Origin of the sequence: Micromonospora endophytica (genome assembly GCF_003236305.1) — a bacterium.
Lineage (GTDB): Bacteria > Actinomycetota > Actinomycetes > Mycobacteriales > Micromonosporaceae > Micromonospora > Micromonospora endophytica.
The window spans coordinates 1-13,958 of record NZ_POTX01000167.1; the positions used below are offsets into that span (position 1 = coordinate 1).

Here is a 13,958-nt window from a genome sequence, read left to right on the forward strand (position 1 = left end):
CCCCCGCCCACAGCCGGCCCCGACCTGGCCGAGGTCGCCGGGCAGTGGCTCGGTCGACGCGCCCTGGAGATCGCCGCCGCCGGTGGGCACCACCTGGCGCTGATCGGGCCACCGGGAGCCGGCAAGACGATGCTCGCCGAGCGCCTGCCGTCGATTCTGCCGCCGCTGAACGACGACGACGCGCTGGAGGTGACCGCGCTGCACTCGATCGCCGGGTTGTTACCGACGGGTGGTGGGCTGCTGCGTCGGCCTCCGTTCCAGGCCCCGCACCACACCGCAACCGTGCCGTCCATCGTCGGAGGCGGGGCCGGCCTGGCCCGGCCGGGCGCGATCTCCCTCGCCCACCGGGGGGTTCTCCTGCTCGACGAGGCGCCCGAGTTCAGCAAGGCGGCCCTGGAGGCCCTGCGCCAGCCGTTGGAGAACGGTCGGGTGCTGTTGACCCGCAGCCGGGGCGGTGCCGAATATCCTGCCCGCGCCCAACTGGTGCTCGCCGCCAACCCCTGCCCCTGCGCCAACCCGGCCGGCGACGACCGCTGTGAGTGTCCGCCGCTGACCCGTCGCCGCTATCTCGGCCGGCTGTCGGGTCCGCTGCTCGACCGGATCGATCTTCAGGTGCGCCTGCCACCGATGCGCGCGGCCGAGCTGATGGAACCCGCCGCGCACGAGTCCTCCGCGGTGGTCGCGGCGCGGGTGGCCGCCGCCCGCGCGGCGGCCACCACCCGATGGGGCGCGTCGAGCTATCGGCTCAACGCCGAGATTCCCGGGCCGGATCTGCGCCGTCCACCGTGGCGGCTGCCAGCCCGCGACACCGCCGAGCTGCGATCACGGCTAGACGCCGGCTCGCTCTCGGCACGCGGCTTCGACCGGGTCATCCGGCTCGCCTGGACGATCGCCGACCTGGACGGGCGGGCACGCCCGGACCGCGGCGACGTCGCCGAGGCCATCCAGCTCAGAACGGGAGAGGGTACGTGAGCACGCGCGAAGAGTCGGTGTTGGCCCGGGTGGCGTTGACCTGGCTGGCGGAGCCGGGCACCCGCTCGGTGCACCAGCTGGTCGACGAGCTGGGTCCGGTGTCCGCACTGGAACTGTTGCTCGACGGTGGAGCCCCGCAGCAGGAGCTTCGGGACAGCGTGGCGGCACGCGGCAGGGCCGGGGACGCGCGGGCGATCGCCGCCGAGGCGCTGGGACGCGGCGACCGGCTCGCCGCCCGCGTCGTCATCCCCGGCGACGACGAATGGCCTCCGACGGTCGAGCACCTACGTACGCTGGTTATTCCCGACGCTCGTAGCCGGGTGGACCGCGAGACCGCCGCGCCGCTCTGTATCTGGGTACGCGGACCGTGGCCGCTGGCCGAGGTGATGGAACGTTCGGTTGCGGTGGTGGGTGCCCGTGCCGCGACGGCGTACGGCATCCACGTCGCGACCGATCTCGGCTACGGCCTGGCCGACCGGGAGTGGACGGTGGTCTCCGGCGGCGCGTTCGGCATCGACGCGGCGGCACACCGTGGGGCGTTGAACGCGGGTGGCCCGACCGTCGCGGTGCTTGCCTGTGGGGTGGACCGGCCCTATCCGATGGGCAACGCGGCGTTGTTCGATCGGATCGCGGAGACCGGGTTGCTGGTCAGCGAGTGGCCGCCGGGGGCCGAGCCGCTGCGCCCGCGGTTCCTCATCCGCAACCGGGTGATCGCCGCGGGCACCCGAGGCACGGTGCTGGTCGAGGCCGCGGCCCGCAGCGGCGCGACCCAGACCACCAGACGCGCCATCGCCCTGCGTCGGCCCACGATGGTGGTGCCCGGTCCGGTCACCTCGGCGATGTCCGTGGGGGCACACGAGATCCTCCGTGAGGAACCGGCGAGCCGACTGGTGACCGGCCTCGACCAGGTGCTGGAGGAGCTGGGCCGGATCGGTGAGTTCGCCCCGGTGCCACGCGGACCGGAGCGGCCCACCGACACCCTCGACGATGACGCGAGAGCGATCGTGGAGGCGATGCCCGGACGCGGCACTGTCGATGTGGAGGTCCTCGCCGCGCGGGCCGGCCTGCCCATCCGGACGGTGCTGCGCAAACTGTCCCTGTTGGAGGAGCTGGTCCTGGTGGCCCGCCGGGGCCAGGGCTACCTCCTGCTCTCCCAGGCGGCCAATCCGAAACCGCCCCGCCGGGAATAGGCAGCCGCGGGCAGCACCGGGCGACACCGCGGTGCGGTCGCGAAGACGCGTCCGGCCCGGGTCGGCCGTAGGCTGAGCAGGTGCGAGATACGGGAGGGCAGCGCGGCGCTGATCGTGGCACGCAGGCCACGCATGCCGCGCTGCCAGCACCGCTGCGGGACGTGGTGGACGAGTTCGCCCGTCACCTCGCCGCCGTCCGCAACCGCTCGGCGCACACCGTGCGGGCGTACGTCGCCGATCTGGTGTCCCTGTTGGACCATGCCCGGCGGTCGGGCTGCGCCGAGGTGGCCGAGTTGAGCCTCGACACGATCCGTAGCTGGTTGGCGAAGCAGCGTACGACGGGTGCCGCCCGCACGACGCTGGCCCGGCGCGCGGCGACGGCCCGCACGTTCAGCGCCTGGGCCCACCGGGCCGGCCTGCTGCCCACCGACGTCGCCGCCACGCTGGCCAGTCCCCGCCCACAGCGCACGCTGCCCACCGTGCTCCGCACCGACCAGGCCGCCCTGCTCCTCGACGCACCGGCCACCCCGCTCGCAGCCGAAACACCCCCCGCCCCGCTGGGCGGCGACGCCGCCACGGACCAGGAGGCCGACGGGACGCCCACCCACCGTCCCGCCGACCCGGCCGACGCCGCCGCGGCGGCGGTGGCGCCGGACCCCACGGCCGCCGCTATCGTGCTGCGCGACCGGGCGCTGTTGGAACTGCTCTACGGCACCGGGGTACGCGTCAGCGAGGTGTGCGGGATCGACGTGGCCGACATCGACCACAGCCGGCGGGTGGTGCGGGTACGCGGCAAGGGCGGCCGGGAACGGTCGGTGCCGTACGGCGTACCGGCCCAACGCGCCCTGGACGACTGGCTGCGGCAGGGGCGGCCGGTGTTGGCGGTGCCGGAATCACGGGACGCGCTGCTGCTCGGTGCCCGGGGCGGCCGGCTGCATCCGACGACCGCCCGCCGGATCGTCGGCGGGTACGCCGAGGCCGCCGGCCTGCCCCGGATCAGCCCGCACGCGTTACGCCACACGGCCGCCACCCATCTGCTCGAAGGTGGCGCGGACCTGCGCGCGGTGCAGGAACTGCTGGGGCACTCCTCGCTTGCCAGCACCCAGATCTACACCCACGTCTCGGTGGAGCGGCTGCGGGCCGCCTACCGGCAGGCCCATCCGCGCGCCTGACCCACACCGACGCCGGCCGAGAGAACCCACCGAGAGACGTGAAACGATCACGAGCGGCGTTACGATCATCGGGTGAGCGTTCCGCCGCCGCCCGAGCCGATCCCGGGTGCTCGGCTGCTCTTCTCCCTCGACCCGGCGATCAGCCATCTCAACCATGGCTCCTTCGGCGCGGTGCCGGTCCTCGTCCAGCGGGCCCAGCAGCGGTTGCGCGACGAGATGGAAGCCGACCCGCTGCGTTTCTTCACCCAGGGGCTGGCCGACCGGATAGCGCACGCCCGGCGCCATCTTGCCGGTTTTCTCGGTGCCGATGCCGACGGCACCGCCCTGACCGCGAACGCCACCACCGGGGTGGCGGTGGTGCTCCAGTCCCTCGGTCTGCGTCCCGGCGACGAGGTGCTGACCACCGATCACGGCTACGGCGCGGTCGAGTTCTCCGTCCAGCGGGAGTGCCGGCGCACCGGCGCGACTCACCGGGTGCTGCGGCTGCCGCTGACCGCCAGCGACGAGGAGGTCGTGCAGATCGTGCGGGACGGCCTGCGACCCGGGCGTACCCGGCTGCTCGTCATCGACCAGCTGACCTCGGCCACGGCCTGGCTGCTCCCCACCGCCGCCATCGTCGGCGTGGCCCGGGAGCACGGGGTGTCGGTGCTTGTCGACGCCGCGCACGCGCCGGGCATGCTGCCGGCCACGGTGCGTAGCGTCGGTGCCGACTTCTGGGTCGGCAACCTGCACAAGTGGGGGTACGCCCCCCGCGGCACCGCGGTGCTCGTGGTCGCACCGCCGTGGCGGGAGCGGATCGAACCGTTGGTGGTCTCCTGGGAACAGGAGGCGGGCTTCCCCGCCCGGCTGGAGTGGCAGGCGACGGCGGACTACACCGCCTGGCTCAGTGCCCCGGTGGGGCTGTACGCGCTGCGCAGCCTGGGCGTCGACCGGGTACGCGAGCACAACGCGACACTGGCCGCGTACGGTCAGCGGGTGGTGGGGGACGCGCTCGGCGTGCCGCCGGCCGACCTGCCGGACCCCGGCGGACCCACTGTCGCCATGCGGCTCGTCCCGTTGCCGGCGGGCCTGGCCACGACGATGGACGCGGCGCGGGCGCTGCAGGCCCGGATCGCCGAACGGCTCGCCACCCAGGTCGCGGTCATGACCTGGAACGGACGCGGTTGGCTGCGGCTCTGCGGGCAGGTCTACAACTCGGCCGACGAGTATGACCGGCTCGCCGGCCGGCTGCCCGCGCTGCTCGCCCAGCGCTGACCGACCGGCCCGGTGCGGCGGGCACCTCGCCCAGCGGCAGCAGCCGGGACCGGCCGAGGCCGAGCAGGGCCAGTGGATCGTGGTAGTCCGCGTCCTGCCGCAGCCCCCAGTGCAGGCATGCGGTCGCCGGGCAACCGGCGTGGCCGGGCAGCAGGTGCCCCAGTACGGACCCGGCCACCACCGCCGCGCCGACCGTCACCACCGGCTGGACCGGCTCGTAGGTGGTGCGCAGCCCGTCGGCGTGCCCCACGGAGATCACCGGCCGGCCGGCGACCGGGCCGGCGAACAGGACGGTGCCGGCGCCGGCCGCCCGGATCGCCGCTCCGGTCGCGGCATGCAGGTCCACGCCCCGGTGACCGGAGAGCCACGGACGCGGCGGCGGATCGAACCGGCGTACCGGCTGTGGCAGGCCGTCCACCGGCCACCGGAACGGGCCGGCGACGGCCGTCGGCATCGTCGGCCGCTTCGGCCCGGCGACCGCCGGATCGAGGAACGGCATGAGCAGGGCCAACCCGCAGAGCAGCACGAGGCCACCGCGCGCGACGGCGACGCCGCGACCACGCGGGACGGGAGCAGCAGGCGGGTACGCGTCGGGAGGTGTCCGGAGCATCGGACGGCGGTGGGTCGACATGCCGGCCAGCCTGACCGGAGCCGGACCCGCCCGCAGCCCCGGGCGGCTGTCCTGTGGACAGCGCAGCGCTCTGTGGAAAACCCGCGCCGGACGGGATGATCTGGTATGGCAAGGTGCGAGCAGTGGTGGGCCACTGTGGACGCGCCTGAGCCGGTGGAGACCGGTGCGGCGGGTGGGGGGGCCGCCGCCCGGCGAAAGGCCGGTTAGCGGATCAGCCGCCGAAGCCGGAGTCGGCGGGGAGGGAGATGTCGGGCTTCTCCAGCTCCTCGACGTTGACATCCTTGAACGTCATCACCCGGACGTTCTTGACGAAGCGGGCGGGACGATACATGTCCCACACCCAGGCGTCGTGCATCTCGACCTCGAAGTAGACCTCGCCGTCGGAGTTGCGTACGTGCAGGTCGACCTGGTTGGCCAGGTAGAACCGCCGCTCGGTCTCCACCACGTAGGAGAACTGACGGACGATGTCGCGGTACTCCCGGTAGAGCTGGAGCTCCATCTCGGTCTCGTACTTTTCGAGATCTTCCGCGCTCATCGCACTCCGCCTTCCATGACCACATCTTCCCCCACCGGCGCCGGAGGCCGAGACTGCTCGCCCAACGCCACGCCGACGGTACCCCCTACCGCGCCCGAACGCTCCATCGCCTCGTCCCAGCTTGCGCCCAACGGTCGGCGCGAACGCGGCGGACGGCTGTCCAGGCCGGTCACGGCCGCCACGTTCACGTAGGAGAATCGATGCTCCCGACACGGACCGCGCTCACGCAACGCCGCAGTGTGCTCAGCCGTGATGTACCCCTTGTGGTCGGCGAAACCGTAGCCGGGATACCCGGCGTCCAACTCCACCATGATCCGGTCCCGGGTCACCTTGGCCAGCACGCTCGCCGCCGCCACACAGGCCGCCACCCGGTCGCCCTTCCAGACGGCGAGGCCGGGCACCTCCAGGCCGTCGACACCGAAGCCGTCGGTGAGGACGTACTCCGGCCGGACCGCCAGCGACGCCAGGGCGCGGCGCATGGCCGCCAGGTTGCACACGTGCAGCCCGCGGGCGTCGACCTCGTCGGCCGGGATGACCACCACGGCGTACGCCAGGGCACGCGCGACGACCTCGTCGTACACCCGCTCCCGGCTCGCTGCGGTGAGCAACTTGGAATCGGCCAGCCCGTCGATCTCGCCGCGCCGGCCCTCGGGCAGCACCGCGGCGGCAGCCACCAGCGGCCCGGCGCAGGCGCCCCGACCAGCCTCGTCGGCACCGGCGACGAACCGGAAGCCACGCCGTTGCAGGGCCCGCTCCAGCGCGTAGAGCCCGGCCTCGCGCCGCACCACCGTACGCGGCGGGTTCAGCACTGCGAGCCTCCCTTCCGCACGCCCTCTCGCGGGCCGACTTCTCGCGGGCCGACCTCCCGCGGGCCGACCTCCCGCGGGCCGACCTCTCGCGGGCCGACCTCTCGCGGGCCGGCCTCTCGCGGCGTTGGGCCGGCCAGCGCGGCGGCCAGCACCGCCGCCAGGTCGGTGGGGTAACAGCGCTCGCCGGTGCTGGCCAACTCCCGCGCCGACCACCAGCGATGGCCGTCGACGCTGCCCCGCTCCACCTCGCTGAACCCGGCCGTGTCGACCTCGTGGGCGGCCACCTGGACCAGGAAGAACCGCTGCTCCTGCCGGTACCACACCCCGTCGAAGGAGAACTCCGTCACGTCGGCGTGGACCGGCTCGCCGACCTCGGCCACCGTCACTCGCAATCCGGTCTCCTCCGCGAGTTCGCGGGCCGCGCACTCGGCGTACGTCTCACCCGGGTCCAGCCCGCCGCCCGGGGTGAACCACCAGCGCCCGCCCTCGGGACGGGCCGGGTCGAAGCCGCGGAACAGCAGCAGTCGCCCGGTGCCGTCGACCAAGAGCACGCGGGCGGCGCGCCTCGGGGTGTAGACCGTCACCGCACCAGACTGCCAGACGCCGGCGACAACGCCCACGCCACGGGTGAGGCCGGTCAGGGCGTCGGAATCGTCTCGAACGGCTCGGGCACGCTGAGCAGGGTGGCCCGGTTGAACGGCCAGAAGATCGTGAAGGCCCGACCCACCACGTCCTGCTCCGGGATGGTGGCCGAGGTGATGCTCTGCCCCGACTGCTGGTAGTGCTCCAGCGAGTCACCCGAGGCTGAGCGATGGTCACCCATCACCCAGAGCCGGCCCTCCGGCACGACCACGTCGAACTCCTGGTCCGCCGGCTTGTCCCGCTGCCCCTCGAAGGAGAAGATGTACGGCTCGTCCAGCGGCACACCATTGATCACCAGGCGATCCTGCTCGTCGCAGCAGACCACCCGGTCACCGCCGACGCCGATCACCCGCTTGATGTAGTCCTCCCCCGAGGGGTTGCCGCTCCATTCCAGCGGCGCCTTGAAGACGATCACCTCGCCCCGGTGCGGCGACCGGAAGTTGTACACCAACTTGTTGACCAACACCCGGTCGTCCTTGACGAGGGTGTTCTCCATGGACGGCGAGGGGATGAAGAAGGTTTGAAGCACGAAGGCGCGCACCAGCACCGCGACCAGGATCGCCACCCCGAGGAGGATGGGCAACTCCTTCCAGAAGGAGTTGCGGGGCTTGTCGGTCTGCTCGTCAATCACGGGAGGAGCCTACGTTGCTCGGATCGACGCGACCGGCCGGAACGCGCGAGAACGGATAGGGTCGCCGCAATCGGGAGAACCAGGACGACTCCCCCATCGGGCGTGGGGCGTACCGGTGGGGCGGCCCCACCGGTGGCCACGGCCGGCGGTGCGACGCTGGCGAACGTCTCCGGGATCGGCAGGCCGTGCCAGCGGTCGGAGGGCCAGACCACCGCGAACGCCCGCCCCACCACGTTGTCGATGGGCACCGGTCCCTGGCAGCGCGCATCCTGCGAGACCTGCCGATGGTCGCCGAGCACGAATATCTGGCCGGGCGGAATGACGATCTCCTCGAAGCGCCGTGACCGGCACTCCTCCGGATTCGGCGGCACGTCCAGCGGCGAGTCCCGCAGCACGTACGCCGACTCGTCCAGCGGGGTGCCGTTGACGAGCACCCGGCCCTGGTCGTCGCAGCAGCTCACCCGGTCGCCGGGCAACGCGATGACCCGTTTGATGAAGTCCTTCTCACCGGGACGCCCCAGGCCGACCAGGTCACCGACGGTACGACCGAGCTTGTCGACGAAGCCCGTGGGCGGTTGCGCGTCGACCTGCGGAACCCACTGGTCGGTGCCCCGGAAGACCACCACCTCGCCCCGCTGCGGATCGCGCATGTTGTAGACGACCTTGTTGACCAGGACCCGGTCGTTGACGAGCAGGGTGTCCTCCATCGACCCGGAGGGGATGAAGAACGCCTGGAGCAGGAAGGTGCGGATCAGCACCGCGAGACAGAAGGCCACGATGAGCAGCAGCGGCAACTCCTGCCAGAGCGGCATCTGCGGCTTGCCGCGCCGGCTGCGCCGTCGCCACGGATCGACCGCACCGCTGTCGTCAAGCGTCCGTACCACGCTCACTCCCCGGTCCGCAGAAACGACTACCGCCCGGCAGTCTCGTCGAGACTCCCCGGGCGGTAGTGGAGGTCACCCGCCACGTGAGGCGGGTCACCGCCGCGCTGCGCCCGTACGACCAGGGTAGTGCGATCTGGCCAGTACGGCATACGCGCAGCTCAGGCGGCGTGGCGCAGAGCGACGTCAGCTCGGCTGCTTCTCGCGAAGCTCCTTGATCTTGGCCTTCTTGCCCCGCAGCTCACGCAGGTAGTAGAGCTTGGCCCGGCGCACGTCACCACGGGTCACGACCTCGATCCGGTCGATCGCCGGGCTGTTGATCGGGTAGGTGCGCTCGACACCGACGCCGAAGCTGAGCTTGCGGACGGTGAAGGTCTCGCGCAGCCCGTCGCCCTGGCGGCGGATGACGACGCCCTGGAAGATCTGGACCCGGGACCGGTTGCCCTCGACCACCCGGGCGTGCACCTTGACGGTGTCACCGGCGCGGAAGGCGGGCAGGTCGGTGCGCTTCGACTGGGCGTCAAGGGCGTCCAGGATGTTCATCGCTGTGTCCTCGTGAGGCTCACGGCGCACCGTCACTCGGCGCGCGGGTGGGTGATACTGATCCCCGGGTGGCGACCAGCCGCAACCGGCCCCGGTCGGAGATCCTCGCAGCCGTCCACGGCGCAGACGTCTGCGGCAACCCCTCTACTCTGCCATATCCGTTCCGGGCACCGGAAACCCGGTCCGCTCCAGCGCCGCGACGTCCCGTTTGTCCAGACTGCCGGGGTCGAGCGCAGCAAGCATGTCGGGTCGGCGCGCACCGGTGCGCGCCAGCGCCTCGTCCCGCCGCCAGCGCGCGATCCGGCCGTGGTCACCGGAGCGGAGCACCTCGGGCACGTCCAGCCCGCGCCAGGTCGCCGGCTTGGTGTACATCGGCGCCTCCAGCAGCCCGTGCGCGTGCGACTCCTCGTCCAGCGAGCCGGCGTTGCCGAGCACGCCGGGCAGCAGCCGGGTCACCGCCTCCAGGATCACCAACACCGCCACCTCGCCGCCGAAGAGCACGTAGTCGCCGAGGCTGACCTCGGTGACCGGCATCCGGGTGGCGGCGTGGTCGAGCACCCGCTGGTCGATGCCCTCGTACCTGCCGCAGGCGAAGAGCAGGTGCGGCTCGGCGGCGAGTTCGTGCGCCAGCGCCTGGGTGAACGGCACGCCGGCCGGCGAGGGCACCAGCAGGCGGGGCGGGGTCAGCTCCGGCGGGGCCAGGGCGTCGAGCGCCAGGCCCCACGGCTCGGGCCGCATCACCATGCCGGGCCCGCCGCCGTACGGGGTGTCGTCGACCGTGCGGTGCACGTCCTGGGTCCAGCTCCGCAAATCGTGTACGACCAGCCGCAGCGTGCCGTTGCCGCGGGCCTTGCCGACAAGCGACAGGTCCAGCGGGGCGAAGTACTCCGGGAAAATCGACACGATGTCGACGCGCATCAGGGGTGCTCCGCGAGAATCAGAGGTCGAGCAGGCCGCCGGGCAGGTCGACCACCACCCGGCCACCGGCGAGGTCGACTTCGGGGACGATCGCCTTGACGAACGGGATCAGCGCGGTACGTCCCTCGGTGCGACGCAGCACCAGCAGGTCGGAGGCGGGCGCGTGATCGATCCGCGCCACCTCGCCGAGCCGTTCACCGTCCAGGGTGACCACGGCCAGCCCGACCAACTGCTGGTCGTGGAACTCCTCCGGGTCCTCCGGCGGGACGACGTCGGCGCTGTCCACCGCGACCAGAGTGTTCCGGAGTGCCTCCGCGACCGCGCGGTCAAGCACGCCCTCGAAGGCGACGAGCATCCGACCCTGGTGCCAGCGGGCGGATTCCACTGTCAGCTCGTCCGGCACCTGGAACGGCACCCCGGCATCGGCGAGCGACTCGCCGGGGCTGGCGGGCGCAGGCGCAGTGCCGCGCCCGGCGTTCCCCCCCGGCATGGTGCGCAACACCACGCCGGGGGCGAACCGTGTCTCGGGCTCGTCGGTACGCACCTCCACGGTGACCTCACCGCGGATGCCGTGCGGCTTACCGATCCTGCCGACGATGAGCAGCATCAGTACGAGTCGACGATGTCGACGCGTACGCCGCGCCCACCGATGGAGCCGATCACCTGGCGCAGCGCCTTGGCGGTCCGGCCGGACCGCCCGATCACCGTGCCCAGGTCCTCAGGGTGCACGCGGACTTCCAGCCGCTTGCCCCGTCGGGAGTCGACCATCCGGACGCGTACGTCGTCGGGGTGATCCACGATTCCCTTGACCAGGTGCTCCAACGCCGGCCGCAACGCCATGTCAGGCCTGCTCGCCGGAGTCCGCAGCGGCCGGCTCCTCGGCCTTGGGCTCCTCAGCCTTCGGTGCCTCGGCCTTGGCGGCCTTCTTCGCCGGCTTGGCCGGGGTGTCGGCAACACCCGCGGCGGCCTTCGCCTCGGCCTCGTAGGCGGCCTTGCGGTCGGCCCGCTCCGGTGCCACCTTCAGCGGCGGCGGAGCCGGCAGGCCCTTGAACTTCTGCCAGTCGCCGGTCAGCTCCAGCAGTCGCTGCACCGCCTCGCTCGGCTGAGCGCCGACGGAGAGCCAGTACTGGACCCGCTCCGACTTGACCTCGATCACCGAAGGGTCTTCCTTCGGCTGGTAGATCCCGACGAACTCGATCGCCCGGCCGTCGCGCTTGGTGCGCGAGTCGGCGACGACGATGCGGTACTGCGGGTTGCGGATCTTGCCCATCCGCAGGAGCCGGATCTTTACGGCCACGGTTGTTTCGCTCCTGTTGCGATCTCACCGGCCCGAGAGGGCGGTGTGCATGGGTGAGCGCCAACCGGCACAGTGGGGTTGGGCCGGAGACCGCTCGGGTGGACTGGCGACGCGCCCGGGTTAGAGGGCGCCGGACACGCGCCGGATACCAGCCAGCCATTCTGCCAGATCCGTCCGGGATGCCTCACACCGGACCGGCCCGACTCGTCAGATCCGGTTCCAGGGTGAGCAAGGACACACCAACCGGGGGCTCCCGACCGCTCGTCCAGCCGGGCTGGCTGAGGTGGTCGCTCAGCGTACGGGTGTGCGGTCCCAACCCTCGGGCAGCCGCTCCGGGGTGGTCCACTCCGCCGGTGGGGTGAAGTCGCACCAGGTGCCGTCGAACGGGAACTCGCCTGCCTCCGCGATGGCGATCACCCGCTTCCCCTCGGCCCGCACCGCCGCCTCGTCGGGCACCCAGTAGTGCTCGGGGAAGGCGAGCCGTTCGACGAACTCCCCCTCGTCCTTCCACTCCCAGCTGCGGTCGGGACGGACACACACGTCGAGGTCCTGGTCCACGATGTCGACGCCGGCCAACTCACCGTCGTCCCACCGGACACCGGGCTCCTCCAGATTGACGTACCAGCCGGTGAAGCGCCCCTGCGCGTCGCGGAACCACCAGACGGAGTGGGCCGCGCCGGCGGGCAGGAACTTCAGCAGCGGTGGGCCGGACCAGCGTCCCTGCGCGAGGCGGTAGCTGGCCGTGATCCACTCGGTGAACGGGACCGCGCGCATGCCCAACCCGGCCGCGGTCACCTCGCTGGCCACCGGCGACCCCTCGGCCACCCAGAGCAGCAGCCCACGCTCGTCGTCGCTGACCACCCGAGCGGGTCGGACCCACCCGATCCGCCCCCGCCGCACGTTGCGGTGCACGATCAACCGGCCTGGCTCGAACGTCACGTCCCGACCCTACCGGTCGAACGACGGCCGGCCGGCTCCGCCTAGCGGTGTTAAAAGGGGGCCCTGCTATACCTGAGGCGTTAACAGGGGACCCCTCCTTACACCTCAGTAGGCGCGGGCGAGGATGGTGGTGAGGTCTGGCTCGTCCTCGCTGTCGGGGACCGAGCCGTCGGCGCGCAGCAGGCAGCGGACGGTGACGCCCTGGGCGTTGGCCTTCGCCTCGCCCTCGACACCCACCGCCGCCCAGGGGACGCGGGCCCAGCCGGTGGCGGCCGCCTCGATCGCCTCGTCCAGGGTCGCCACGTCGACCGTGCGGGACTGCCGGAACGCGAGCGCCTGGTCGTGCAGCGCCTGCTGGTCGGCGTCCAGAGCGGCGAGCACCGCGCCGACCACGTCGGCCACCGGGGTGGGGACCTTCGAGCCGTCGGTACGCCGGACCACCACCGCGTTGCCGCTGGCCAGGTCGCGCGGGCCGACCTCGACGCGTACCGGGTAGCCGCGCAGTTCGGCGTCGACGGCCCGGCGGCCGAACGGGGTGTCGGTGCGGTCGTCGAGCGCGACCCGGACACCGGCGTCACGCAGCGCGTCACGCAGCTTGGCCGCCGCCTCGCCGACGCCCTCGCCGTCCTTGACGACCATGACGTACGCCTGCACCGGCGCCAGCTTCGGCGGCACCCGCAGCCCGTTGTCGTCGCCGTGGCACATGATCAGACCGCCGAGCATCCGGGTCGAGGTGCCCCAGGAGGTGGTCCAGGCGTGCTCCCGGCCCCCCTCGGCGGAGGAGTACGCGATGTCGAACGCCTTGGCGAAGTTCTGCCCCAGTTCGTGGCTGGTGCCGAGCTGGAGGGCCTTGCCGTCACCCATCATGCCTTCGCAGGTGTAGGTGGCGGTCGCCCCGGCGAAACGCTCACGGGCGGTCTTGAGCCCCACCACCACCGGGATGCCGAGCACGTTGACCATCAGGTCCTCGTACGCCTCGTGCAGGATCTTGCGGGCGTAGGCGCGGGCGTCTTCCCGGGTGGCGTGGGCGGTGTGCCCCTCCTGCCAGAGGAACTCGCTGGTCCGCAGGAAGACCCGGGGGCGCAGCTCCCAGCGGACCACGTTGGCCCACTGGTTGAGCAGCAGCGGCAGGTCCCGGTACGAGTCGATCCACTTGGCCATGAACTCGCCGATCACCGTCTCGCTGGTGGGGCGGACCACCACCGGCTCGGCGAGCTGCTTGCCGCCGCCGTGGGTGACCACCGCCAGCTCCGGCGAGAAGCCCTCGACGTGCTCGGCCTCGCGCTTGAGGTAGCTCTCCGGGATGAACAGCGGGAAGTAGGCGTTCTCCGCGCCGGCGGCCTTGATCCGGTCGTCCATCTCGGCCTGCATCCGTTCCCAGATGGCATAGCCGGCCGGTCGGATCACCATGGTCCCCCGGACCGGCCCGTTGTCGGCCAACTTCGCCTTAGCGATCAGGTCCTGGTACCACCGGGGAAAGTCCTCCGCCCGGGGAGTAAGCACACGCGCCATAACCGCACATCCTATGCCGCCCCCACCCCACC

At 72.2% G+C, this 13,958-nt stretch carries 15 protein-coding genes and 3 pseudogenes; 5 read left to right on the forward strand and 13 right to left on the reverse strand.

Going from position 1 to position 13,958, the window contains the following annotated elements:
• From C1I93_RS21190 to C1I93_RS21205, 4 genes are all read left to right on the forward strand, one after another.
• The coding region (locus C1I93_RS21190; RefSeq protein WP_146603547.1) for a YifB family Mg chelatase-like AAA ATPase at positions 1–972 on the forward strand (972 nt) is incomplete at its 5' end.
• Positions 969–2,162 (forward strand): DNA-processing protein DprA, encoded by a 1,194-nt coding sequence (locus C1I93_RS21195; protein WP_111245050.1) that lies wholly within the window; start codon positions 969–971, stop codon positions 2,160–2,162. The genes C1I93_RS21190 and C1I93_RS21195, both read left to right, overlap by 4 nt.
• Positions 2,163–2,242: 80 nt before the next feature.
• Positions 2,243–3,334 (forward strand): tyrosine recombinase XerC, encoded by a 1,092-nt coding sequence (locus C1I93_RS21200; protein WP_111245051.1) that lies wholly within the window; start codon positions 2,243–2,245, stop codon positions 3,332–3,334.
• A 72-nt stretch (positions 3,335–3,406) separates the two neighbouring features.
• The gene (locus C1I93_RS21205; protein ID WP_111245052.1) at positions 3,407–4,588 is read left to right on the forward strand and encodes an aminotransferase class V-fold PLP-dependent enzyme; all 1,182 of its coding nucleotides are present in this window, start codon (positions 3,407–3,409) and stop codon (positions 4,586–4,588) included.
• Here C1I93_RS21205 and C1I93_RS21210 read toward each other — a convergent pair.
• The 3 genes from C1I93_RS21210 to C1I93_RS21220 form a co-directional block, all read right to left on the reverse strand.
• On the reverse strand, positions 4,476–5,219 hold the full coding sequence (locus C1I93_RS21210) for a peptidoglycan DD-metalloendopeptidase family protein (protein WP_420811700.1): 744 nt from the start codon (positions 5,217–5,219) through the stop codon (positions 4,476–4,478). The two genes, C1I93_RS21205 and C1I93_RS21210, sit on opposite strands and share 113 nt — an antisense overlap.
• A 211-nt stretch (positions 5,220–5,430) precedes the next feature.
• Complete coding sequence (locus tag C1I93_RS21215) at positions 5,431–5,754, reverse strand: DUF2469 domain-containing protein (protein WP_007075222.1); 324 nt, start codon at positions 5,752–5,754, stop codon at positions 5,431–5,433.
• Positions 5,751–6,563, reverse strand: a complete 813-nt coding sequence (locus C1I93_RS21220) for a ribonuclease HII (RefSeq protein ID WP_111245054.1) — start codon at positions 6,561–6,563, stop codon at positions 5,751–5,753. Before C1I93_RS21220 ends, C1I93_RS21215 begins: the two co-directional genes overlap by 4 nt.
• On the opposite strand from C1I93_RS21220, the pseudogene C1I93_RS33120 reads away from it, so the two are divergent.
• Positions 6,563–6,634: pseudogene (locus tag C1I93_RS33120) on the forward strand (hypothetical protein); the annotation flags it as partial. The gene C1I93_RS21220 and the pseudogene C1I93_RS33120 sit on opposite strands and share 1 nt — an antisense overlap.
• Before the next feature lie 135 nt (positions 6,635–6,769).
• On the opposite strand, the pseudogene C1I93_RS33125 reads toward C1I93_RS33120, so the two are convergent.
• The 10 genes and pseudogenes from C1I93_RS33125 to proS form a co-directional block, all read right to left on the reverse strand.
• Positions 6,770–7,183: pseudogene (locus C1I93_RS33125) on the reverse strand (NUDIX hydrolase); the annotation flags it as partial.
• A 17-nt stretch (positions 7,184–7,200) separates the two neighbouring features.
• Complete coding sequence (lepB, locus tag C1I93_RS21230) at positions 7,201–7,836, reverse strand: signal peptidase I (protein ID WP_111245055.1); 636 nt, start codon at positions 7,834–7,836, stop codon at positions 7,201–7,203.
• Positions 7,837–7,845: 9 nt separating this feature from the next.
• Positions 7,846–8,720, reverse strand: a pseudogene (lepB, locus tag C1I93_RS21235) (signal peptidase I).
• 183 nt (positions 8,721–8,903) lie between these two features.
• Positions 8,904–9,260 (reverse strand): 50S ribosomal protein L19, encoded by a 357-nt coding sequence (rplS, locus tag C1I93_RS21240; protein ID WP_102658984.1) that lies wholly within the window; start codon positions 9,258–9,260, stop codon positions 8,904–8,906.
• A gap of 144 nt (positions 9,261–9,404) precedes the next feature.
• Positions 9,405–10,178: a tRNA (guanosine(37)-N1)-methyltransferase TrmD gene (gene trmD / locus C1I93_RS21245; RefSeq protein WP_111245056.1), complete on the reverse strand. Its 774-nt coding sequence runs from the start codon at positions 10,176–10,178 to the stop codon at positions 9,405–9,407.
• 19 nt (positions 10,179–10,197) lie between these two features.
• Entirely contained in the window at positions 10,198–10,782 is a 585-nt protein-coding gene (rimM, locus tag C1I93_RS21250) for a ribosome maturation factor RimM (protein WP_181445263.1), read from the reverse strand.
• A 2-nt stretch (positions 10,783–10,784) separates the two neighbouring features.
• On the reverse strand, positions 10,785–11,045 hold the full coding sequence (locus C1I93_RS21255; RefSeq protein ID WP_175440282.1) for an RNA-binding protein: 261 nt from the start codon (positions 11,043–11,045) through the stop codon (positions 10,785–10,787).
• Positions 11,020–11,475: a 30S ribosomal protein S16 gene (rpsP, locus tag C1I93_RS21260; RefSeq protein WP_111245058.1), complete on the reverse strand. Its 456-nt coding sequence runs from the start codon at positions 11,473–11,475 to the stop codon at positions 11,020–11,022. Before rpsP ends, C1I93_RS21255 begins: the two co-directional genes overlap by 26 nt.
• 291 nt (positions 11,476–11,766) lie before the next feature.
• Complete coding sequence (locus C1I93_RS21265) at positions 11,767–12,414, reverse strand: ribonuclease FAU-1 family protein (RefSeq protein WP_111245059.1); 648 nt, start codon at positions 12,412–12,414, stop codon at positions 11,767–11,769.
• A 105-nt stretch (positions 12,415–12,519) separates the two neighbouring features.
• Entirely contained in the window at positions 12,520–13,926 is a 1,407-nt protein-coding gene (gene proS, locus C1I93_RS21270; protein ID WP_111245060.1) for a proline--tRNA ligase, read from the reverse strand.
• Between the last annotated feature and the right edge of the window lie 32 nt (positions 13,927–13,958).